This window comes from Paraburkholderia hospita (assembly GCF_002902965.1).
GTDB lineage: Bacteria > Pseudomonadota > Gammaproteobacteria > Burkholderiales > Burkholderiaceae > Paraburkholderia > Paraburkholderia hospita.
The window spans coordinates 978,847-1,002,371 of sequence record NZ_CP026107.1 but is presented as its reverse complement, the minus strand read 5'-3'; the positions used below and the strand labels follow the sequence as shown (position 1 = coordinate 1,002,371).

General features: G+C 58.6%; 21 protein-coding genes and 1 pseudogene. 14 read left to right on the top strand and 8 right to left on the bottom strand.

Features of this window, described 5'->3' with window-relative positions; translation table 11 throughout:
* The first annotated feature begins 240 nt into the window (after positions 1-240).
* From C2L64_RS53615 to C2L64_RS37735, 6 genes are all read left to right on the top strand, one after another.
* Positions 241-378 carry a hypothetical protein gene (locus C2L64_RS53615; RefSeq protein ID WP_158660556.1) on the top strand — a complete coding sequence of 46 codons (138 nt, stop codon included), beginning with the start codon at positions 241-243 and terminating at the stop codon, positions 376-378.
* Entirely contained in the window at positions 375-902 is a 528-nt protein-coding gene (locus tag C2L64_RS37755; protein ID WP_007576758.1) for a hypothetical protein, read from the top strand. Before C2L64_RS53615 ends, C2L64_RS37755 begins: the two co-directional genes overlap by 4 nt.
* A 326-nt stretch (positions 903-1,228) precedes the next feature.
* The gene (locus C2L64_RS37750) at positions 1,229-2,944 is read left to right on the top strand and encodes a VapE domain-containing protein (RefSeq protein ID WP_007576756.1); all 1,716 of its coding nucleotides are present in this window, start codon (positions 1,229-1,231) and stop codon (positions 2,942-2,944) included.
* Positions 2,945-3,792: 848 nt separating this feature from the next.
* The gene (locus C2L64_RS37745; RefSeq protein WP_007576754.1) at positions 3,793-4,278 is read left to right on the top strand and encodes a hypothetical protein; all 486 of its coding nucleotides are present in this window, start codon (positions 3,793-3,795) and stop codon (positions 4,276-4,278) included.
* A gap of 10 nt (positions 4,279-4,288) precedes the next feature.
* On the top strand, positions 4,289-4,867 hold the full coding sequence (locus C2L64_RS37740; RefSeq protein WP_007576752.1) for a hypothetical protein: 579 nt from the start codon (positions 4,289-4,291) through the stop codon (positions 4,865-4,867).
* Between the two features lie 5 nt (positions 4,868-4,872).
* On the top strand, positions 4,873-5,406 hold the full coding sequence (locus C2L64_RS37735) for a hypothetical protein (protein ID WP_007576750.1): 534 nt from the start codon (positions 4,873-4,875) through the stop codon (positions 5,404-5,406).
* 273 nt (positions 5,407-5,679) lie between these two features.
* Here the strand turns inward: C2L64_RS37735 and C2L64_RS37725 are convergent, their stop codons facing one another.
* The 4 genes from C2L64_RS37725 to C2L64_RS37710 form a co-directional block, all read right to left on the bottom strand.
* Positions 5,680-6,336: a hypothetical protein gene (locus tag C2L64_RS37725; protein WP_007576745.1), complete on the bottom strand. Its 657-nt coding sequence runs from the start codon at positions 6,334-6,336 to the stop codon at positions 5,680-5,682.
* 17 nt (positions 6,337-6,353) lie between these two features.
* Positions 6,354-6,704: a hypothetical protein gene (locus C2L64_RS37720; protein WP_007576743.1), complete on the bottom strand. Its 351-nt coding sequence runs from the start codon at positions 6,702-6,704 to the stop codon at positions 6,354-6,356.
* Positions 6,705-6,864: 160 nt separating this feature from the next.
* Positions 6,865-7,851 (bottom strand): site-specific integrase, encoded by a 987-nt coding sequence (locus C2L64_RS37715; protein WP_007576741.1) that lies wholly within the window; start codon positions 7,849-7,851, stop codon positions 6,865-6,867.
* Positions 7,852-8,071: 220 nt separating this feature from the next.
* Positions 8,072-8,989 (bottom strand): LysR family transcriptional regulator, encoded by a 918-nt coding sequence (locus tag C2L64_RS37710; protein WP_007576740.1) that lies wholly within the window; start codon positions 8,987-8,989, stop codon positions 8,072-8,074.
* Between the two features lie 106 nt (positions 8,990-9,095).
* Between C2L64_RS37710 and C2L64_RS37705 the strand changes: the two genes are divergently transcribed.
* From C2L64_RS37705 to C2L64_RS37670, 8 genes are all read left to right on the top strand, one after another.
* The gene (locus tag C2L64_RS37705; RefSeq protein ID WP_007576737.1) at positions 9,096-9,977 is read left to right on the top strand and encodes an aldo/keto reductase family oxidoreductase; all 882 of its coding nucleotides are present in this window, start codon (positions 9,096-9,098) and stop codon (positions 9,975-9,977) included.
* 702 nt (positions 9,978-10,679) lie between these two features.
* Positions 10,680-12,176 (top strand): metallophosphoesterase, encoded by a 1,497-nt coding sequence (locus tag C2L64_RS37700; protein ID WP_238554519.1) that lies wholly within the window; start codon positions 10,680-10,682, stop codon positions 12,174-12,176.
* A complete protein-coding gene (locus C2L64_RS37695) occupies positions 12,173-14,212 on the top strand; it encodes a CHAT domain-containing protein (RefSeq protein ID WP_039899680.1) in 2,040 nt (679 codons plus the stop codon). Before C2L64_RS37700 ends, C2L64_RS37695 begins: the two co-directional genes overlap by 4 nt.
* 525 nt (positions 14,213-14,737) lie before the next feature.
* Complete coding sequence (locus C2L64_RS37690; RefSeq protein ID WP_236674364.1) at positions 14,738-15,331, top strand: hypothetical protein; 594 nt, start codon at positions 14,738-14,740, stop codon at positions 15,329-15,331.
* Between the two features lie 24 nt (positions 15,332-15,355).
* A complete protein-coding gene (locus C2L64_RS37685) occupies positions 15,356-15,715 on the top strand; it encodes a hypothetical protein (protein WP_007576727.1) in 360 nt (119 codons plus the stop codon).
* A 53-nt stretch (positions 15,716-15,768) separates the two neighbouring features.
* A complete protein-coding gene (locus C2L64_RS37680) occupies positions 15,769-16,641 on the top strand; it encodes a hypothetical protein (RefSeq protein WP_039899678.1) in 873 nt (290 codons plus the stop codon).
* Positions 16,642-16,771: 130 nt separating this feature from the next.
* The gene (locus C2L64_RS37675) at positions 16,772-18,133 is read left to right on the top strand and encodes a TRAFs-binding domain-containing protein (RefSeq protein WP_007576723.1); all 1,362 of its coding nucleotides are present in this window, start codon (positions 16,772-16,774) and stop codon (positions 18,131-18,133) included.
* A 168-nt stretch (positions 18,134-18,301) separates the two neighbouring features.
* Positions 18,302-18,748 (top strand): D-Ala-D-Ala carboxypeptidase family metallohydrolase, encoded by a 447-nt coding sequence (locus tag C2L64_RS37670; protein ID WP_007740806.1) that lies wholly within the window; start codon positions 18,302-18,304, stop codon positions 18,746-18,748.
* 174 nt (positions 18,749-18,922) lie between these two features.
* Here C2L64_RS37670 and C2L64_RS37665 read toward each other — a convergent pair whose 3' ends face one another.
* The 4 genes and pseudogenes from C2L64_RS37665 to C2L64_RS37650 form a co-directional block, all read right to left on the bottom strand.
* The gene (locus tag C2L64_RS37665; RefSeq protein ID WP_039899711.1) at positions 18,923-20,059 is read right to left on the bottom strand and encodes a cytochrome d ubiquinol oxidase subunit II; all 1,137 of its coding nucleotides are present in this window, start codon (positions 20,057-20,059) and stop codon (positions 18,923-18,925) included.
* 223 nt (positions 20,060-20,282) lie between these two features.
* Positions 20,283-21,821 carry an ATP-binding response regulator gene (locus C2L64_RS37660; RefSeq protein ID WP_007576717.1) on the bottom strand — a complete coding sequence of 513 codons (1,539 nt, stop codon included), beginning with the start codon at positions 21,819-21,821 and terminating at the stop codon, positions 20,283-20,285.
* 164 nt (positions 21,822-21,985) lie between these two features.
* Positions 21,986-22,339 (bottom strand): annotated as a pseudogene (locus C2L64_RS55185) (EamA family transporter); the annotation flags it as partial.
* 117 nt (positions 22,340-22,456) lie between these two features.
* Positions 22,457-23,422, bottom strand: coding sequence for a cupin domain-containing protein (locus C2L64_RS37650; protein ID WP_007740809.1), 966 nt, complete (start codon positions 23,420-23,422; stop codon positions 22,457-22,459).
* Positions 23,423-23,525 lie beyond the last annotated feature (103 nt).

Sequence of the window (23,525 nt, the reverse complement as noted above, 5' to 3'; positions counted from 1 at the left end):
AGTTGGGTAATCTCCCGAATTTCCGTCGACAAAATAATTTTCGCGGCAGGGTTGCGCAACGTCGAGAACTGTCGAGATAATGGCGCCGCAACACGTCAACGGCTGACCGGCTGACGATACCCGAAAGACCGACCCTATAGGCGGCGCGCACTGGCTGACCGAGTGCGGACATACAAACTATCAGCACCCCGCCAGAACAGCGCGGGTTCCTTCCTCAACTTGGAAAACGGAACCCGAACCATGTTCATCCATACCCTTCTCGAAAACATTCCCTTTGCTGTCGCGGCTTGCCTGTTGGCGGACCCGATTGATAGCGCCTTTGCGTTCATCGAATTGCGCGTGTTCGCCGCCGTGCGTGGCGTGAAGGTGACGCGATGATTGTCGCCATGAACCGAAAACAGATTGAAGACAGGGAGCGGCGTAACGTCGCCGTTCATGAAGCCGGACACCTTGCGATCCTGAAGCGGTTCGGCGGTCAAGGACAGGCGGCGATATGGCCGAATGAATCTGTTAGTGAAGACGAGCGTTCATGGTTGGGGAACTGCGCGATACACATCGAGCCGGGATCGACTGAGGCGAAGGCGATTCGCGCTCTACGTGCAAAGCAAGGCCTCACGGCTCCGGCGGAAGACGACACGACCGATTGGAAATTCTACGTCGGTCTAGCGGGTGAAGCCGCAACGTGCATGATCGAAGCGGAGTGCAATGAAGACGCGGTCTATGACATTATCGACACGTTCGACGAACCTCAATACGTGTCAGCGTCTGACATGGAGTGGATCGGCAGCGCTGAGGCCGTCACGCTCACCGTCGCTGAACGCATGGTCGCAATGCTTCGCGAAGAGTGGACGAGCGTGACGGAAGAAGCTAAACGACTGGTCGAATATTGGGTGGATGAATAATTGTAACTTCCGTGATTACATTAAATTTCAAGAGTAAATCGCGACTACTTTTTTCGACCTTATCTTTCGGGTCAGAAGCTTTACAATCACCGTGCGGCTCTTCACCTTCGCCGCGAGCTTTTCCGTAGTCGCCCGCTTCAGGTATCACCCAGCTTCATCCGCAGTATGAATTTCAGACGCCAGAAAAGAAAAAGCCGGAAGGTCTTGGCGGACCGTTCCGGCGAGAAGAGTGCAATCGTCCAGGAATGCTTGTCCATTATGGCAAAGCCTCAACCTTTTGACAAGGGCTTTTCTGCATTCCTGAACGTCTTCTAGGAATGTAGAGAATGTCTGAAATCCAAGTCAAGCCGAACAGATTCGCCGATACTTCCGATGTTGAATCGGTCGAAGCGTTCGAGCAAGCTTCCCAAGAGTTCGACAAATCCGCGAACGAAGTCGCAGAACGGACCCGGGCGGCGCGTGCCGTTGCCCTTCAGGAATCGGCCAACGTGATCGCTCAGGCCGCGAAAATCGACGATATCGTCGAGCGCGCGAAGGCGATCGCTGGCGAAGTTCAGTTTGAAGATATAACCAAGAAAAGGATCGGCGACATGTTTATCGCCGTTCCGAAAGCGACCGATACGAACAAGGTTGCGGTTCTCGACTACCTGTTCAAAGACGCCGGTAAGAACAAGCCGCACTTCAACCAATTTATCGGCCGCATCGTCGACCATCGCGGCGTGATCCTTGACGATTTCTATGATGGTCTCGACTTCCTGAACGCGTTTAACGCCGTCGGCCTTCGCGAACTGAAGGTAAAGGAAATTCTCGAAGCGGTTCGCATCTATGCACTTCGTCACCGCTGGAACGACCTTACCGAACGCGTCGACTCGCTGATCCCGCAATGGGACGGTGTCGTTCGCATGCCGCATGCGCTGGTGAACATGTTCGAGTCGCGCGACACTGAACTGAACCGCGACTTCGGAATGTATTTCTGGCTCTCGCTGTACACGCGGCTTATGCATCCGGGCGAAGAGGCGCCGATAATTTTGACGCTCGTGGGTGCGCAAAATTGCGGGAAGTCATACTTCGGAAAGCTGGTTTCGAGGCTTATCACGGGCGACGCTGAAGCCGACTCGGTCCAGCTTGATTTGGGTGCGGACAAGACGAACTTTCTTCGCGAAATCACGGGAGTTTCAATTTGTGCCGCCGTTGGCGAAATGACCGGCTTTTCGAAAGCTGACCTGTCGCGCGTGAAAGATTTCGTCACGAGAACAAGCGACCGCTTTTCGTACAAGTTCGAGGGAAATCTCACCGTGCCGCGCCAGTGGATTACGGTGATGGACGCGAACAAGTACGAAGGTTTGCTTCGCGACGATACCGGGAACCGGCGCTTCTATCCGATGTTTTGCGGACAGCTTGACGACCGCAACGGAAAGCAATGCTGGCGCGAAGACTTCAAAGCGAACGTCGATAGCCTGAAGACCGACCTTTGGCAATTGCTCGCTGAAGCGCGGGCGTGGCTCGACGTCCACGGGATCGACGGCTATCGCGACATGGTTCGACAGGTGTCGAAGTCCGTCTTCGCGTTCTCTCACGAAGAAATGAAGAGCGGTCGCGGCGGCATGAAAGACGATAACGTCCGGCCGTACTTCGCCGCCGCAATGTCGACGCTTGAACCGCGAACGCTCAAAAAGCACAACAGCGGGAAAATCGTCCTGTTTTATGACCGCGACGAAATGATTAAGGCCGTTCTGAACGCCGCCGGGTCCGCTCAACTGAAGACAGATCGAAGTTTTATGCGCGACCTTGAGAAGGAGTGCGCAAGGTTCGACGGCGAGCTAACGCGAATGAACGCCAAGTCGGAAAGCGGAATCGCGCGCGGCAAGCTTCCGGGATTCGAATTCCCGTTCAATACGGCCGATGAATTCCTGACGGCGATCGACAGGGCGAACGGTGATGACGGAGAACATGACATTGAAGTCGACGAACGCGGGAACCCGATCAACGCTCAAAAGGCGAACAGCGGGCGGCGCGCTATCCAGCAATCCGGCGGGTTCTGATCGACTGCCGGACTAACGTTCTATGATCGCGGCTCGCTATTTGGCGGGCCGTTTTTGTTTGTTCTTTCGCTGCCGGTACGCTGCCGACTGCCGCACGGCAGGATGCTAAACGGTCGATTCTGCCGCCTGAATGCTGCCGCAGCAGCCGGATTCGAAAAGAGACAAAAACTCGTGTCCCGGGCGCAGCCTTATAAACAAAGGCGCCGCAGGATTTGAGACAAAAAGACAAAAGAGACAAACGCGTTCGCGACCGCTTTAAGGCCAGTTAAATTTCTACGGCCTTTATATATCTCTTGTCTCTTTGTCTCTTTGTCTCAAATAGATAAAAAGAAGGATAGAGGCTTACTGGGTAAGGCTGCCGTCGATTCGCAATTGAGACAAAAATTTGAGACAGCTTGCGGCAGGGTTCGAAACTTGTCTCAATCGTTGCCAAACCATCAAAGCGCCGTCGCGGCGATCCACCAGCAAACAGCGACGCGCGGCTATACCCGCAACATAGCGTCCGGCTCGAATCCAGCCCATAGGCGCGGCTCGAAGCCCTTCTCTCGACTATCGCATCATCCGACCCGCTGGAAACCGCTCTACGGCCTTCCTATCGCGTCGACCATCAGCAACGACGCAGCGTCGCCCTGGCCCAATACCGGACACGAACGACCGGCGAGTGTCCAACGCCACCCCAAACCCCAATAAACAAGTGGCCTCAGTCGCCTTTATCAGGCGGTTGACCACGGCGCTTTCGTTTCCTCCCGCCCTAATCCCGAATCCACGAAGCAAGGCTTGACGCGCAACACAGGACCGTGCTTACAAAGTACAATTCGGATAACTTAGTAATTGTCGACCGCAAAACCATGAAAAGCGAAATCCTCACACTCGACCCTTGCGACTTTGCCGACCCGGCGTACGCAGAACGGTTCAGCCCGGCCTTCACGCGATACGTCGAACTGAAGGTGAACGGCGTCCCGTCGGAACACGCATGTATTCAGGCGTTCAAGATGATCGCGAACCGGATCGACATGTCGAACCTAAGTTCGCTCGCACTCGCACTCGATACGAACCCGTGGGTCACCGCGCGCGTCGAACAGGGAATTCTTAACGCCGATCCCGAAGACCTTTGGCAATCGGACGGTTCCCACGCGCTACACGCGTTACTCGCAATGCTGAAACACCCGAACGTGCGCGACACCGTGAAGCTTCAGGCAATCGACCGGCTGAACCTGCTACGCGGAATCATGAAGATCGGCGAGAACGGTTCGATCCTGATCGACACTGCACTGTCGGACTTCGACAAGCTGGTGAAGAAGCAGAAGTCGACCGACAACGGAACGAAACACTGAAGGCGCGGCAATGGCGAAGATCATCAAACGTAGCAAGGCCGAACTCGATGAACTGTTCCGGCAAATCGAAGCGGAGTTCGGCGAAGGCCCGGCGTATCGACGGATCGCAATCGAACTGAAGCGCGCTGGCGTGCCGATCGGACTTGCGGACTTCTATCGTATGCATCCGGACAACGAACCGCACCATACGCGGCGCGTTCTCGACTGGACGGCGTACACGGCCATGTATCCGGCTGACGATCAATGGTCGATCGCGATCCGAAGCGTTCAGCCGTTGCGCGACTGGCCCGCGTTCCTGAAGCACGAACAAGGCCGCGACCCGCTCGCAGTGCGACAGTTGATGACGCTGATCCTGTGCTTTCAGGAAGACGGCGAAGGCTCTTGGATTCCCGGTCAGGCATACGACAACGCGCCGCCCGCATGGCGAGAACTGATTGACGCGCTGTCGGCGCGCGACATTCTCGCGATCTATGCGTTTCTGTCCGGCAATTGGCCCGCTCCGGCTGCACAAAAGCCCTGCGAACGATTCGTGACTGAACTCATGGTCGCCTATCTCGACGGCACTATCGACGAATACGACGGAGAATAGACACCATGCCTAAAGCCTTCAGCAAAAAGCCCAAGGAACAAGCCGCCACGGCCCCAGCAACGTTTTTCGACGTCTCGCCACAAGCGGAAGAGACGAAGCCCGCCACGGCCCGGAAAACGCGCGGCAAGGGCAAAGAATCGAATGCGGTCGCGGCCGACCCTGTGAACGATGGTGCTGTCGACACGGTGACGTTCGACGAACCGATCCAGCAAGCCGTAAGCGCGCCGCCCGGCTCGACTCGCGACACGAAGGGATTCTTTGACAAGCCGCAAGCGATCGCCCGGCAACGCTCGACCGCAATCGGCAAGGGTCATCTAGCACGTGCGCGCGGTATCGGAACGGCATGGATGAACGGGTTCGGCAACAATCGCGAAACGCTCGAACTGTCGACGCATCGTTCGGCCTTCACCGAACAGTTCGACGAAACTGAATCACGCGCTGAAGCTGAAGAACGGGAACGCGCAACGATGAAGCAATCGAACGACATGTCGCTTCTTCATCGCATGTTGTCCTTCGTCCTGCCCGTGAACAGAAAATGAGACCAGCGAAATTCAATCAGGCCGAACTCGAAGCCGCGATTGCTGACGCGTCAGTGAAACGTTGCGAGTATGGCGACGGCGGATACAGGAAGAGGCGCGAGCGCAACGCAAACGAGCCACACAGGGCGAATTTTTGGGGGAAGAGCGTCGCGAAAGTCGTCAGCCGCAAAGCCTTCACTAACGGCCCGGTCTGAACTCAACCGCCTAAACCCGGCAGTTGGCGCCACGCGCGGCAATGTCCCCGCCCATCGTTGGACGCGGGCGGAGATTCACCTACTTGCAAATGGTCGTCAGTACACCCTTCGCATGGTCGAACACAGTTGTACAGTTGGTGTTTTCTTGCGACCGTTGAGAAAAGACCATCATGGCCACGAGAAAGCCAACAAACAAGACAGTAGCGAAAACGATTTGTTTGATCGTTGCAAGACGCCACCAATAAGAAGCTTTCGCGTGCGCCTTCAAAAGTCCGATCAATGGTTCGCCGCGCGCTTGCGCACCTTCGATTCGTTCAAGACACCCTTTGAGCATGGCGTGGTTCCAATGAGGCTCCATGTCTTTATGAACTTTTGATACTTGGTGCATTCCCGCGCGGAAAGCGTTGATATTCTCGTAGACATAGGCCACTTCCCTCGCCAACTCAGGACCAAGCGCGCCGATCTTACCCGCGTTCTCCTCGAAGATTGGGCTGTTAGGTTTTTCGCTTTCCGGCATATTCAATTGCAATCCTCTACCTGCCATATCACTAAGTATAGGAAGCGACTTTTGCAGCAACGGAATGGCTTCACCGTGCGCTTCCAGTTCACCAGCGAGCGCACCGGCTAACGCTTGGCTATCCCGAAAGCGTTTGTAGTCTTCAGCCAGAAAGTTGTTGAAGTATCCGCCAGCGACTACGCCTAGCAGACCGACGATTGCGATACTGATATCAGCCATGTCCCCGGACCTTGTAGTTAGAAGTTTCTGGCGGGTACACCGCTTACGCGTTCCAGCCCGTCCCGAAGTGCGCGAGCGGTCGCGGTGTCATCTCCCCTAACCCACGTCTCAGGGTTCGCCCGCTCATCGGAAGGCGTGAGCGTCAATTCGGCCTTCACAGTCGCAGCGTGATACCAGCCCACCAGAACCAAACCGAGTGTGGACGCTATGTGCTCCGCTTCCCAGCGGTCCGGCTCGCGACCTTCCTGATTCAGTGCGTCGAGAATTGTGCCGATAAAGTCTTCGACAATCTTTTTCTTCCCGTACTCCGGCGCGGCTTGGAATTCATCACCGCTGGGCATTGCGCCCATGATTGCGTCACGATCCATTTTGCCCTCTTCATGTTGTTGTGCGGTACGTCGCGCACATTGTACGACGGGCTGAAACTGGATCGAGTGGGAGAGGATTTAAGTCGGCTATCGCCCGCATAGGGCTGTTACAGCGCGGCCGGTCAAGGTCGACACAGGCCGCGCGACGTGTATCAGACAATCACCCCAGCATTTCCGCCACGTCGGTCGCTCGAAGGTTCACGTACCGCTGAAGCTGGGACAGCGTCTTGTGTCCGCTGACGCGTTGCAAGACAACGGTACTCAACCCTTTCGCGGCGAGACGCGTCAGGCACGTGTGACGAAGATCGTGAAAGCGCAAATTGCGGACCTTCGACTTCTTGCACAACCAGCGAAACGAATGACAGATGGTTTGCGAGTTTGGGTATCCAAAGACAAGCCCTATTCTGTTCTCCGTCGGTCCGATTGCTTCGATTGCGCGGCTCGACAGCGGAACGTCACGCGGTATCCCGGTCTTCGTGACATGCAACCTTGCGACGCGCGCGGCTAGATCAAGGTCAGCGTACTGAAGCCGCGCTATCTCCCCCTGTCGACACGCCGTTTCGAGCGCGAACACGATCGCACGGCGCAAGGTTGAGTTCGCATTCGACAACAACACAACTTCCTCTTCAGGCTTCAGCACGCGGTCGCGATGCGGCGCATTCTTCGGACGCTTCAGTTTGATTTCCGCGACCATCGCACCGTCATGACGCGCGGCGTTGATGGTCGACTGAACCAGCGTCATCAAACGCGCAACGGTTGAAGGTGCAATGCCGCGTGCCGTCTCGTGATCGCGAAACCATACGAGCGATTGAACGTCCAGCTTGTCGAGCGGTGTCGAGCGCCAGTCGCGGTATTCATCCTTGGTCAGCCACTTCGTTATGTGCATCCGTTCGATGTAACCGCCTCTTCGCTTGTCTTCATCTTTCGCGCGCTGTCGAAGAAGATCGGCGAGAGTCAAAGTCGAACCCGGTCGCGCGGCTTCGACCTGTTCGCCCCTGTCCATCGCGGCCTCGATCGCCCTGACCCATTTCTGAGCGTCCTTGCGCTCGACGAACGACTTCGATTGCGACTTGTAACCCTTCCGCCTTACCTTCGCCTGAAAGCTAACTTCGCCGTTGCGGGCGACATACTTCGAGATTGTTCCCATTTCCGTGTCCTATACGAGTCCAACGAGAAGCGGAAAACGTCGGGACGATGGACAGGTCGACAGGCTGAAAGGCGCTTCCATCAAGGACGTGAAGCCATTCGCGCACGACACGCGACGGATCGTTCAGCAGCTTTTTCATGGCCTTGAACCTCGGTGAATTCGAATTCGGGTGACAGATAAGCGGTTGGGTCGCGAGCGGCCCGAAGGGGACACTTTAGCCTCAGCGCGCAGTCAACGCATCGGCCGAACCCTGCGCCTTGAGGAAATCGACGAATGCGCGCAAAGGCGCGGGCAAATGACGCCGCCCCGGATAGTAGAGAAACGGCCCGGAAAATGGCTGCCACCACGGTTCGAGAATCGGCTCCAGCGCGCCGCTGTCCAGATGCTGCCGCAGCATCCCTTCGAACAGGTGAATTACGCCGACGCCCGCCAGCGCGGCGCTGACGGCAAGCTCGATGGCCGCGCCCGGCCTGACCACGAGCGGCCCCGACGGATCGAGCCGCACCACGTCGCCGTCGCGCTCGAAATCCCAAGTCGGCATCGCGCCGCCGGCGAACTGCCCGCGCAGGCACGCATGATCGAGCAGGTCGCGCGGATGCTCGGGCCTGCCATATGCATCGAGGTAATCGGGCGTCGCCGCCGTCGCGAAACGCTGCACGCGCGGGCCGATGGGAATCGCGATCATGTCCTGCTCGAGCCGCTCTTCGTAGCGAATGCCCGCATCGCAACCAATCGACAGCACATCGGTAAAACCATCTTCGACTACGACCTCGACGCGAATGTCGGGATACGTTTTCAGGAATGGCGCGATGACGGACGGCAGCACGATGCGCGCGGCGCTAGACGGCACGTTGAGCTTGAGCGTGCCGCTCGGCTTGTCGCGGAACACGTTGAGGACGTCGAGCGCCGCTTCCATTTCGCTGAAGAGCGGCGTGAGCTTTTCGATCAGCCGCTGCCCCGCTTCCGTGGGCGCGACGCTGCGCGTGGTGCGGTTGAGCAGCCGCAGGCCGAGCTTCGTTTCGAGTCGGCGCACGGCGATGCTCAGGCTCGATGCGGAGACGCCGCTCATGCGCGCCGCGTCGCGGAAGCCGCCCGCGCGCGCCACCGACACGAAGGCGGCAAGGTCGTTCAGTTCCATAAAGGGCCATTGTTCAAGATTTTCAACAGCCCGTACACTTTAGATGGGTTTATTCAACAGCGCAATCCGAGCACACTGTGGCTCATCGACAACCAGGGAGCGCGCAATGCCGAACTTCAATTCCACCGACACCTTCCCGCTAGCCGGCCGTCCCGTTCGCCGCATGGGCTACGGCGCAATGCAACTGGCCGGCCCCGGTGTATTCGGGCCGCCGAAAGACCACGACGCGAGTCTCGCTGTCTTGCGCGAGGCCGTCGCCTCCGGCGTCAATCACATCGACACCAGCGACTTCTACGGCCCGCACATCACCAACCAGATCATTCGCGAGGCGCTGCACCCTTATCCTGATGACCTGACTATCGTCACCAAGCTGGGCGCCGTTCGCGGCGACGACGGTTCATGGCTTTCCGCGCGCGAGCCGGAAGACCTGCGGCGCGGCGTGCACGACAATCTTCGCAACCTCGGCCTCGACGTGCTCGATATCGTGAACATTCGCGTGATGGGAAACATCCACAGCCCGGCGGAAGGATCGATCGAGGAGCAGGTCGTCGCACTGGCGGAATTGCAGCGTGAAGGGCTCGTGAAGCACATCGGCCTGAGCAACGTGACGGCCACGCAGATTGCTGAAGCGCAGCGCATCGTGCCGATCGTCTGCGTGCAGAATCACTACAACCTCGTGCAGCGCGAAGACGATGCGCTCGTCGATCAACTGGCCGCGCAAGGTATTGCGTATGTGCCGTTCTTTCCGCTCGGCGGCTTTACGCCGATTCAATCGTCGGCGTTGTCGGACCTCGCGCGTACGTTGAACGCGACGTCGATGCAGGTCGCGCTCGCGTGGCTTTTGCATCGGTCGCCGAATATTCTGCTGATCCCCGGCACTTCATCGGTCGCACATCTGCGCGAAAACATGCAGGCCGCGCAGCTGCGCCTCAGCGATGCCGCGCTCGCCGAACTCGATTCGATTGGACGCGCGAGCGGCGGCCACTAAGCTCAGCGGGACTGTGAACGCATTGCGGGTTTCGTGGATTCGCGCGGCCTGCAACGCTGTCTTTTTTACGAGTAACTTTTATCGACCTGAATCAAGGCGTGGCGGCCTTCAGCGCGTCACGGGTCGGCTCGTCCAGTTCAGCCGAGACTCCGTACTATTTTTAGGCGTCTTCTTTAGGGTGGCAACACATGCCGGCCAAAGAACCCTGAGACACGCACTTTTATTCAGTGCGGAGTTCTTTATCATGCCTCTCACCAGCTTCTCACGATGAAGCCGCGAACGCGAACATGCCTATGTCGATGTTCGTCAGTGAGCTAGCGTCGGACATTCTTCTTACCTCGTTATGTGCGGTAACGCACAGTACCGCCTATATGCAAGACGAGACGCTTGACGTATTTCTAAAAGCGCCAAACGTCAGGCACACGAAATCATTCATTTAAAAAACATAAGTACATCAAGCAGTTGAATTGATTTCAACGTAGTCATGATGCCTGGTTTCCGTGTGCGAAAGATCGGCAAAAGAACCTTGCCTCAACTATGTTATGAGAGCACGTGAGCGCTGTATGTCAGCACGATCATTCGAATACGACCCTTCCTGATCGTCTACGGTACATCTGGCATGCCGAAAGTGCCCCCCCCCGGCCACGCCGTGCGAAATCTGCTTTCCCCGCAACCCGGGATCTGATCATGGAGAAGACTGCCGTGCAGCCGATCCACCACGTCGACAGGCTCTACGTCATTTCAGATCTCCACCTTGGGGGGCCGCCAGGATTCCAGATTTTCGGCTCGAGCAATGAGCTGGCGGGACTCATCCGGCTGCTTGCCGATCAGGATCCCGGCGATGAAGTGGCGCTCGTCATCAATGGAGATTTCGTCGATTTTCTCGCCGAAGAAAACGCGACTTATTTCGACCCACACGGCGCCATCCAGAAGCTCGAACGTATCGCCCTCAAGGACGACACGTTTCGTGCCGTCTTCGAGGCCTTTCCCTATTTTCTCGGCAAGGAACGGCGGCGGCTGATCGTCAATCTCGGCAATCACGATCTCGAACTGGCGCTGCCCTGGGTGCGCGAGCGCCTCGTGCAAATTCTGACGGGAGGACAGTCGGCGGCGCCCGGCGCGCACTCGCGCCTGTATCTGGTTTTCGACGGCGCCGGTGTGCTGTGCAGCGTCGGTGGGCGCTCGGTTCTCTGTTTGCATGGCAACGAGGTCGATCGCTGGAATCCGGCGAACTTCGAAAAGATTCGCGAAATAGCACGCGATGTGCAGATCGGCCGGGCAGTCGAGCCGTGGATTCCGAATGCTGGCAGCAAGATGGTGATCGACGTGATGAACCCGGTGAAGCGCGAGTACCCCTTCGTCGATCTGCTGAAACCGGAACAGGCGGCTGTGGCGCCGACGCTCGCGGCATGCGCGCCACAACTGGTCGGGGAGCTCGACCGGGCGAAGAAACTGGCGGCCGTCGCACTGACACGCTTATGGGCTGGCGTGCGCAAACCCGACGGAATGCTGGGCGCAACCGAGGCGGAAGACGGAGCCGCGCCATCAACGACCGACACCGCACGCGCGCCCGTCGCCGCGGCCGTGAGGTCGCAGCAGGCCGCGCTTCAGGCACACGAGCTGTTGCTTATGGCCGATGATCGCGCGCGCCGTGGCGTCACCGCCGCCGACCTCGTTGCCGGCGTCGAGGGCATCCAGCTCGACGCCTTCGGCGCGCTGGTCAAATGGTCTCGAAAGGAATCGACCAGCGAGGTCTTGCGCGAGGCGCTCGAAACCCTCGACCGTGATCGCAGCTTCGACATTGGCGAGCGCGACGACACCGCGGTGCAGCTCGATGCCGAGGTGTCTCCGGACATCGATGTCGTCATAGCCGGTCATACCCATCTGGAACGCGCGATTCGCCGCAGAAATGGACGCGGCTGTTATTTCAACAGCGGCACATGGGCGCGGTTGATCCGCATCAAGGCCGAGGTCCGTGCCGATCCGCAACAGTTCGCGCAAGTCTTCGCGGCGCTCAAGCGCGGCACCATGGCTGATCTCGACGACGCACACGATCTGGTCATCAAGTCCTGCACGGTCGTGGTTGTATGGCGAGATGCAGCGGACAGTGTCAAAGCGGAGCTTCGCCACGTAAAAACCATCGACGATAAAACAGAACTCGACGCGGACCTGCCGGCAAGCTGCATGGAGATTCGATGATGCGCAAAATTACACTCGAATTGCTGCGTCACGGGCCGCCTCATAACCAGTTGCTGTCGCCCCTTACCGAATACATCGCGCTGTGCGAAAACCATAGCGCCGTCACGTTGCACGTCCCGTTCGAACACAACCAGATGCTCTATCGGCTGCGCGCGTTGAGCTATCAGCTCGGGCCCGAAGCGCGTGAATTCCAGATGGGGGATACCGCACGGGTGCTGGGCCAGCTGCTTGGAGAGATTCCCGGCCTGACCGCCGATCTCAACCGGCAAAGAACGGGCACAAGCGACGGCGACACTGCCGAGCAGGTCACGCATTTGCGGCTGATCATTTCCGCGTCGGAACTCGCCCTGCTTCCCTTTGAACTAGCGACCGCTCCCAATGGCTTCCCCGGCGAGGGGCAAGCGCTTTCGCTGCAGACCCAGCAGCCCATCTGCATTACGCGCGAAACACGGCGGGTTGCTCAGGAATACGTTCGCTGGCCGCGCAAGCCACGTATTCTGTTCGCCTTCGCATCGCCGCCCGACATGGAAGCGGTACCTGCCGAAGCGCATCTGCTGGCGTTGCGCGAGGCGCTGACGCCATGGCTCGCGCTCTCCGATGACTACGACGACGAAAAACGCCTGAAAATCATCGGTGGCCGGCTTTCGGTATTGCCGAATGCATCTGCCGAGAGCCTCGAAGATGCCTGCGCGAAAAACGACTATACGCATGTGCACATTCTCGCGCACGGGGTTCAAACTAACACGCCCTATGACAGCCGCTTCGGTCTCGCGTTTCATTCCGACCGGCATCCTGACGGCGTGGAAGCGATTTCCGGCGACCGTCTGGCGACCATCTTGCGCACACCGCGTCATAGCCAGCCGGGCCGGTTCACACGCCCTGCCGTCGTGACGCTCGCAAGTTGTAACGCCGGCAACGTCGGCTCGGTGACGGGTGTTGGCGCAAGCATCGCCCACGCGCTGCACGAGGCCGGCGTCCCGCTCGTGATCGCGAGCCAGTATCCGCTGTCGTTCGGCGGCTCGGTGGTGTTCGTGAAGGACATGTACGAGGGCCTGCTGTGGGGAGAAGACCCGCGCAAGCTGGTTGTCGGCATGCGCAGACGGCTGCATTCGTACTTCAAGGACAAGCACGACTGGGCGAGTATCGTCGCGTACGCATCCTTGCCACCCAATTTCGACGAACAGCTGGTGGACGCACGCATCCAGCAGTCGATGGACTGCATCTCGATTGCGCTGAACATGGCCGACCGCGCGATGAGCGCTTTTCTGACCTCGGAATCGCAACTTCCGCCAACTGCCTCCAGCGTCGAGAACCACGCACCGCGCGACACGCTGGCCAGAGCACAACAGCAGGTGAGCGAGGCAAAGGCCCGCCTGAAACTGGCGATCGACGAGCATCCCGAACAGGAGGCACGCATTCTCGAACTACTGGCAAGCACCGAAAAGCGCGAAGCGCAGATGATTTACCACTCGACGCAACAAGCCAAACTCGATTCCAGTTCGAACGAGGGCATGCAACTGATCAGCAAGCTCGAAACATCGAGAAACCACTATTGGTCAAGCTACCTGAAGCAGCGTAAAGGCCCTTCGCAACTGGTTCAATTTCTTTCGCTGACGCTTCTTCTGCAATATCTTGACCGCCTGCCAATGCCACTCGATCAGCCCGAGCAGGATATGACATCGATCTGGTTGAGCGCTCACGTGCAATCGCTCAACGATGCGGATCATGGCGAGCGAAGCGATCGTGCGTGGGCCTACGGGAATCTGACGGAACTGTATCTGATCGCGAAGTACATCGATGGCCTGCCACCCGCATATTGCGGAGACCCACTCACCAACAAGGCGCTTGAAGCGGCGCGCAAACTGGTCTCGCTAGTCGGCTCGACGTCGTTCGAAGTCTTCTCGACGAGGCGCCAGATTGAGCGCTATGTCTACTGGTTCGTGCCGATGGTCGCGGGCGCATACAACATAGAAGCGCTGGCAAGGCAATTACTCAAGGTGCTGCCCGCCTGTGACGAACCGGATTGGGACTATTGACTTCGCGTAGTGGGGCAACGCATCGCTCAACCGGATTGCCTCCGATATGGGAGGATCTTCTGACACATCCTTAGTCGTTTAATGAATGTTCCTTACCGCACATAACTTCGCAGGTGACGGTCCCTCGTCACTCGGAAAATCCTCATATACGTTCTAATCTGAAGTTTCCTACGCTTTAATGAAGGTAAAGGAAATTGCAGGTCATCCATCCATCGATAAGCGATGAGAGTTCATTATGCACTCCATCTCTTATTAACAGGCCTATCCGCACACGAACCGCCTTCGCCTGCACTCTCCTGGCTTGAAAACGCAGGCCATCGAACAGGACTTCGAGGCGGTCCACTGGAAGTACGTTTCGCGAGAGCGCCCTTTCCAATGAATGGCCAGCATGTTGTCCTCTCGCGTGGAGATGCGCCGAACACGAAGCCGCCTTTAATGTGAACACGCGGTCTACTTACCTGTTTGTCGAGGGGGCAACCGATGTCTTTCTTATTCCGTGGGGCTCAGCTATGGCGCTGGACGACTTTGATCGCGCTTGCCGCGATCCTGGCCGTCACGGCTTGCACGATCCAGTTGGCACCGGCCTATGACCCGGCACTGGTCAACGGGATCCGCACCGTCAACAATGACATCATGCAACTCTACGCGTCGACCGGGATGGGGGTCGATAAATCGACCTTCCCGCAGCGCGTCGATGAATACAACAGGATCATCGGAGCCGTCGATGCACTTGCACTGGAGTCGCAAAGCCGACCGGTCCCCGATAGCGCGATCCGGGACAAAGTCGAGCAGGCGTTCGGGCAATGGGTCGCATCGAACCCTACGCCACCCACAGGGCGCGACGAAGCGTTGAGCCTCGCAGCCGCCGAATGTGCCGACGCACGCAAGGTCAAGCGCGCGCCCACCCTCACGATGCCCGCCCCGATGGCCCAGGCAGACACCCGGCAGTACGTCCCCGCCAGCGCAACGGCGCTCAAGCAGGTATCGCGGGCCATGACCTTGCTGAGGGATACCGACTGCGCACACGGATTGAACAATGGACAAGTCGCTGCGAACAAAGGCTATACACAGTACTTCGTTTCAGAAGCTCTCTTTTACGAGAACTTCTTGCAACGTTGAAATCATCACGTTCAAGGAGTGGCCATGGCACTGGATCTCACGCAAGCAGCCGACACGTTCGTGCAGAACATTTCCTCGACCGTCAAAACGGTCACAGGTAATGACGTCACGATGATCGCCGGGTTTTCAAAGGCGCAGTTGCAAGCCCTCGCGCAGCAGTCCGCACTGGTTGCGGGCATGATCGAGGCCAATGCCTTCACGGCCGCCGAGAAGATGTTCTATCTGGATGGACTCGATCAGATGGCAAGGGGTTTCGTGACTACTTTTGTCCAGATCGTCGAAGTTGAAATCGAAAAGATCTACAACGCGGTAGTGAAAGCGATCTACGACTCCATCGGGACGTTGGCAGGCGTGAAGATGCCCGTACCAGGCGCGGGCGGATGAGCGTTCGAATCCCGTCTTCCGTGCAAGAGTGAACGATCCCAGCTGGAGGCGTCATGCCGAACAGACCGCAGATTGTCCCTGCATCGCAGGTTGACAGCGAAATGGCGCCGGACTTCTCCTCAGTCCGATACCGGATGCTGGCGCAAGGTGACTCGTGGTTCTCGATCAATGGCTTGAACCTGTTTCGGGCGTCATCGTTGCTGCCACATCTGGATTTCGGACACTCTGCGATCATCGTGAACTGCGCCGACCCGGGCGATACGCTTGCCCATATGGTCGAATGGCGTCGGGACCCGTGGTTCGCGAGCTATCTGTGTGGGCCGCGCGAGCGTCCGTGGGACGCCATGCTGCTATCGGCTGGCGGCAATGACCTGATCGACGCGCTCGGTGTCCTCCCGACGGATGCTCACGGAACGCCACACAGCCCCGGCGATAGACTCATGCTGACGAAGTCCGAGCGCGCGCAGCCAGGCAAAACATACGTTTCCGAGGACGGGTGGACACTTTTTGCCCAGCATCTTCGCGCCCAGTATGCCGCGCTGGATGCCATGCGCGCCTCCAGCAAGACAAACCGCAACATGCCCATCATCACGCACACCTATGACTATCCGATGCCGCGCAATGTGGGTGCGGGCCTGCATTTCGGGCCGTGGCTGTATCCGGCGTTGCGGGCATACGAAGTGCCGCCAGATGACTGGAAAACGCTGGCGAAGGAATTCATCGACCGGCTCTTTGATCTCGTGAGCGGACTGGCCCTGCAGAATTTCCATGTCATCCGAACGCTCGGAATACTTACGCCGGCCGACGCCGATTCGCAAATCAGCAGTCCGGACTGGTTAAACGAAATTCACCCGACCTCCTCGGGATACGGGCAGATTGCCGGGCGCTTTTGCGCGGACGTGGCCGCGAGGAATATCCTGCCTTGAGAATCACGTCCGGGCGCGCACGACCTCGGGCGCCAGTCGAGCGTGAAGCATGGTTACGCGGATGCCGCCGGCAAACCATGTGATCGATGTGTAGCCCTTCGCACGTCGCGCTTTTCGGAGAATGCACCCAATGAACCGCCCACTCGACCGCCCGCTCTGTTTCGTCCTCATGCCGTTCGGGCGCAAGCCTACGCTTGGCGGCGCTGTCATCGACTTCGACGCGGTGTACTCCGAGCTGATCGCACCCGCCGTGATTCAATCCGGCCTCGAGCCGATACGTGCCGACGAGGAACTGGCGGGCGGCATCATCCACAAGCCGATGTTCGAACGATTGATCCTGTGCGATTTCGCAGTCGCCGATCTGACGACCGCGAACGCGAACGTGTTTTACGAGCTTGGCGTGCGTCATGCGGTGAAGTCAGCCAGTACGGAACTGATCGTCGCCGAGGGCGCAGGCCCGCTTCCATTCGATGTGGGACCGCTGCGCGGCATGCCGTACAAGCTGGGAGCGGACGGCAAGCCTTCCAACGCCGCTGAAGCGAGCGCGGCGCTCGCCCGCCGCTTGCAAGCGGCGCGACAACAGACGCCCGACAGCCCGGTGTTTCAGCTGGTCGACGGGTTTCCGGATATCCAGCACTTGAAGACGGATGTATTCCGCGAGCGCGTCGACTATTCGAAGCGGCTCAAAGATCGCCTCGCAATCGCTCGCCAGAAAGGCTGTAACGAGTTGCGAGCCATCGAGGCGGAACTGAGTGCAGGAACCGGCAGCCTCGCCGATGTCGAAGCAGGCGTAGTGATCGATCTGTTCCTGTCTTATCGGGCCGTCAAGGCGTGGGACGAAATGATCGCAATGGTGGGAAAAATGTCGGCGCCACTTGCCGCGACCGTGCTGGTGCAAGAACAGCTTGGACTCGCGTTGAATCGCGCAGGCAGCGACACGGAGGCGGAGGCGGTGCTGAAGGCGTTGATCGCGCAACGGGGGCCTTCGAGCGAAACGTGCGGAATCCTGGGGCGCGTGTACAAGGATCGCTGGGAACGAGCCGTCAAGGACGGCGAGCCGATGCTCGCGTCCGGTTTGCTGGTCAAAGCGATCAACGCCTATTTGAAGGGCTTCGAGTCGGATTGGCGAGACGCCTATCCGGGCATCAACGCCGTCACCCTGATGGAACTGAAGGACCCTCCCGATCCGCGCCGCAAAGCCCTGCTTCCCGTTGTCGCGTACGCCGTGCAGCGGCGCATCGCGACGGGCAAGCCAGACTACTGGGACTACGCGACGCTGCTCGAAATTGCACTGCTGCAGCAAGACGAGAGCGGTGCGGACGAAGCGCTCCAGTCGGCGCTCGCCGAAGTGCGTGAGAGCTGGGAACCGGAGACGACGTTACGCAATGTACGGCTGATTCTCGATGCGCAGCGGCGCCGGAGCGAGGCACCGGCGTGGTCGAGCGCTATCGAAGGCGAACTGGCCAGGATAGCGGGTGCCGGCCATGCCTGAATGCACGCCGCGGTTTCACGGGCGCCTGCACCATGCGTGCGACAGTGAACACCTGGCCAGGTGCGTGTCTTGATCTTCTGACGATGTGGGCCAAACTCGTTTGTACTCGTCGACTTTCAGCCTGCTGTCAGACACGCTTTTACTTCTGATGTTATCGAGGCAGACATCATGGACCTAAGCCCACATTTCACATTGGAAGAGTTCGTGGCGAGTCAGACCGCGTCGCGAGAGAACATCTCAAACGTTCCTGGTCCCGACATCATCGTCAATCTTAAGAACACTGCACAGGTATTGGAAAAGGTGCGTGCGCTTCTCGGAAAACCGATTATCGTTTCGTCGGGCTATCGTTCGCCCCAGTTGAACAAGGCCGTCAAAGGCGCCGTCGACAGCGCGCACATCTATGGTCTCGCCGTGGATTTCATCGCACCGCAATACGGCACCCCGATCGACATTTGCCGGCTATTGCAGACCTCCACGCTCGTGTTCGATCAACTTATCTTCGAACATACCTGGGTTCACCTCGGTTTGCCGAAGAGCGGTGCACCCAATCGCCGGCAATTGCTGACGGCGCATTTCGGCGGCGGGCCGACGACCTATACGGTAGGGTTCGCGTAGACCGTCGGGCATGATGCGGATGAGCCGTTAAAGGCACGTGATTGACGAACCGGCGTTTCAAGCACGGCGAACATCCGAAGAGCGTGACGTGCAAGGCATGTCGTCGAGCAACGACGGCGATATCGTGCTGCCGGAGTACGTGTAGCCCCGCGCGCCAGGATCGGCGTCGCGATCTTAAAGGTCCCAAAGATCTCTCTCGCGTCCAGGAAACCGGTAACCAGGTAACGTGTAGGTCAGCAAAATCAGAATAATCATCGCAGCACCGACGAGCTTGAAAACCTCGTTCGATCGCGGAGCGGCTGCATGCCAGCTACTCGCTCCGGCGAAGATAGAGAAAGGCCATATGTCGATCAGCAAGCCAATATAGCCGAGTAACAAAAACGGTAGTGCGACGACAAAAGGCGCGATACCGCGAAGCGCTGCGACAGCACGGTACATACCGCATGAGGCAGCCGCGAGCAGCAGCGGCACAGGAAGCAGCCAACGCAGGACGTTCCAGTCAAACCATCGATCCACAAGCGTCGGAGCATTCATCTCCGTTTTCATACTGAGGCCGACGATCATAAGCAGTTGGAGTGCAGCCAACGGCAGAACAACCTGATAGAGCTTGCGCTGCATCTCCCCTTTGCTCCTTGAGATCAGCCAGCAGCAGCCAAGAAGACCATACATCACCAGTGACACAAGGCCAGTGAGCAGCCCGATAATCGTAAGAAGCTGAAGCGCCGTCAATGGCAAAAAAGTTCTGTAGAGCTTTCGCTGCAGTTCTCCTCCGGTCTTCGCAATCAGCCAGCAGCAGCCAAGCAGCGCATACGTTATCAATAGTGCAAGGCCCGTGAACAGGCAAAAAGGTGTGAGCCAATCGAATTCATTTCCGACGAAATGTCCGTTTGCTACACGCATCCCCGATAGCCATTCGCCTAGCATGACGCCTTGAAAAAAGGTCGCGCCTGCCGATCCGACAATGAAGACCCCATTCCAAAACTGACGAGACCTTCCGACCTTTTCCCGGATCTGAAAAGCCACACCCCGGAAGATCAAGCAAAGTGCCATCGTGACTAACGGCAGGTAGAGCGCGGAAACCAAAACTGAACAGACCGTCGGAAACGCAGCGTAAAGCGACGCGCCGCCGAAAACCATCCACGTCTCGTTACCGCGCCACACTGGCGAACGACTGCTGAATAGACGCTCACGTTCGCTTTCGGACGAAAAGAACGGAAGAAGTATCCCGATGCCAAGATCAAATCCGTCGAGTACGATATACATTCCGACGCCGAAGGCAATGATTGTTGCCCAGCAAGTCGCGATATCCATCATGGAGTCCGGTTGTAGTGTCCGAAGCTCCATTGTCGCGACCGTGCGGACCGGGTATTGATCCGGTTTCCACCAAGTTGACTGGTCCGGTTTAGAAATAGCCGGGCATGATCTCTTGACTGAGCACATCAGTCCGTGCGGACATTAAATGAGGTTGAGCGTCGATCGTGTGCGGATGATAGCGGTCGCGCCTGGAAAGAATGCGCGTGACGTTTCGCCCCGCTCAAGCCCCATCGACAAGCCGCAATATGTCGGAAAGCGTAACCGGTTTGACGAGATGATGGTCGAAGCCGGCCGCCCGCCAGTCACGCCCGTCGGGGGCTTGCCCGGATTCTGAAACGGCAATGAGTACGGCACTTCCGCTGATGGGGTGTGCCCGAATAGTCCGGGCAATCTGATAACCGTCTGGAGGGGGAATGCCGATGTCAATGATCGCGACATCGAGCGTAATCTGCCCATTGACGATCAGCGCGGCGTTACCTGAGCCCGCGATATGCACCCGGTGCCCGTGCGATTCGAGCAACGCGGCAAGCGACGTGGCGTTATCGAGTTTGTCGTCCACTATCAGGATGCTTCGAGAGCGGCTGTTGTTCCCCAACGCGCCCTCTGCCTGTGACGAAGCGAGCGATGTCGATCCTATGAACTCGGGCAGACGCAGCACAAAATCTGCACCCGTCCCCGCTCCCTTCGATCGGACCGTCACCGTTCCGCCATGTAGCACGGCAAGCGCACGGACCAGAGACAGGCCTATGCCGAGACCGCCCTGCGACGCAGCAACGCTTCGTTGCGACTGGATGAATGGCTCGAAGATCGCTTCCTGTTCTTCCGGCAGGACGCCGACGCCCTGATTACCCACCCTGATCGACACCATGCCTTGCGACTGCCCGACGTCAATCTCAATCTCGCTTTCGTCTGGCGCGTACTTCGTCGCATTGGACACAAGGTTGTCGAGCATCTGGACGACCCGAGCGTCATCACCAAAAACGGCGCATGCCTCGTTCTCCAGATGTATAGAAACCTGTTGCCGCCTCGCATCGATATCGGGCCGGTTGGCCTCGACTGCCGCGGCGATGGCCGAACCCACATTGACGGATGTGCGATCGAGTGTGAGCCTTCCGTGCGCCAGACGCGAAACATCGAGCAGGTCGTCGACGAGGCGCGACAGATGTTCCACCTGTCGCCCTACCGTTTGCCATGCTGCGCGCGCTGCGGCAGGGCTCGTCTGGAATCGCGGGTCCATCAGCTCCAGGGCGTTGCGGATCGGGGCGAGCGGGTTGCGCAATTCGTGCGCGAGCGTCGCGAGGAACTGGGACTTGCGCCGGTCCGCGTCGTGAAGTGCGCGCTCGGCCCGCCAGAGGCGTAGCAGCGCTCGTACATTGGCGACAAGCTCAGGTGCTTCGACCGGCTCTGTCAGGTAGCTGTCGGCGCCGCTGTCCAGGGCGCGAATCCGGTCCGAGGCGCTCAACAGGACCGCGGAGGTCTGAAGGACCAGTACCGACCGCGTCAAGGGATTCTGTTTGATCCGCTTGCACACGTGCACGCCATCGCTGTCCGGCAGCCGCACGTCGAGCAGGACGACGGCAGGTTTGTGCGATGTAACAAACGCTAGCGCCTGCTCACCCGTCGACGCCTCGAGCACGTCGAAGCCCGCACGACGCAGCACGCGCGTTTTGGCAAGCCGAGCGGCATCATTGTCGTCGACGTTGAGGATCAGTTCCGACCAGCCGGCGAGCGGCGGGTCTGTTTCCGGTAAATTGTGCATGCACCATTGCCAGTCGTTGCCGGGGCGGCCCAGTGTCACGAGAACCGGTCAGGCTCCGGCCAAGGGTAGCACGCCAGCGAGCTGGATCAGTGCGTTATCGTCAGCGTCCTGGGCTTCCGCGCTGATTTACCTGGGCGCAGCGTCATTTCACGATCTTCTCCGCACTAGTGCGAATGTCGATGGTGAACATCCGGAAAATGCGCGTGTGAATGGGTAATGGGTAGATGCACATGAGGATGCGTGTGTGGCTCATCACCGACATAGGCAAAGTCGTGCTCGTGCTGGTGATGTTCATCATGACGATGCCGATGCGTATGCTCAAGCCACTCGTGCGTGTGTTGATGTTCGTGTCGCTCGCGGACGTGCAGCCAGATACCCAGCGCCATCAAGGCCGCGGCTATCCAGAAGGACAGGTGCGGCAGTTCGAGCAGGGCTTTGGCGAGCGGAGTCGCGGCGCCAAAGATCGCTGCCGCGGCAAGCGCGGTGAAGATCGCGCTGGATCGCGAATTCATCGAATGGGAACTGTACAAGTGCGCAACAAGCGTCTGAATAACCAGTGTAGCGCACCGTCGGTTGTGCAATCGGCCCAATGCCTTTTGTACTTTCACGCAGGATCATCCTAAACCTGCTTTAACTCATGCACCGCCCTGTTGCTTCTCCAGCTCCGAACGGCGCCACTCGGCTGGCGTCATGCCCACGTGTTGCGTGAAGGCGCGCCTGAACGCAGCCACGGATTGGTAGCCGACGCCCTCGGCGACGACTTCGGTGGAAACGCCTGGCTTTTTCAACGCGTTGGCGGCCAGCGCCATCCGGACATCCGCCAACAGCTCATTGGGCGAGCGTCCCACCTTCTCATGGAAGTGGCGAAGCAAGGTCGCGCGCGACATGCTACAGAGCCCGGACAACTCAGCCAGGGTCCACGGATAGGCCGGCTCGTTGAATATGACCGCAAGCGCAGGCGCCAGACGCGGATGCCCAGCGAGCGCCAGTAGCCCCGTCGGCGCTTCGTCAGACTCGCTGGACATGCGTAGCGCCAGCGCGAAGAGAGCCGTCGATAGCGCATTGAGCATCGCGTAGCCGCCCAGGTTGTCCGCACCCGATTCCGCTCGCATGAGCGCCATAAGAGCTTGCAGCTGGGTCAGCGTCTCGCCGTGAGAGGAACCCTCCGCGGCCGATGTCCGGATTACGAGTCGCGGCGGAAGGTACGCACGAATAAAGCGGTCATGTGGCGGCGCCAGCACGATTCGTCCGCAGAGCATATCCAGGCGCTGACCCGTGCCTTTATTTTCGCTGATGATCAGGTTCAACGCCTCGCGTTCACGTGCAGGCTTCGGCTTCGCGCCCCCACCATCGTGAAGGATATGAGCCGAGCCGTGCGTCAACATCACGATATCGCCAGCGCCCAGATTCTGCGGTTTGCCCGTGCCCGGCGTCTCCAGGATTGCCGATCCGCCGAGCACGATGTGGTACGGCATTTCCCCAGCATCCGAATCGCCGTAGACGACCTGCCACGGTGCGCCATAGGCGCATCGAAGTTCAAGCTGGCCGCGCACCGTCATCATGCCGAGCAGACGGCTGAGCCAATCAAGTGGGGGTGACATACTTACCTCGGTTGATACTTTTGAGCATGATATTGCGAATTTAAAGACTCAACAAGATCACACGACGACCATAAAGTGGAGGCTCCTAACCACCACTGAATGA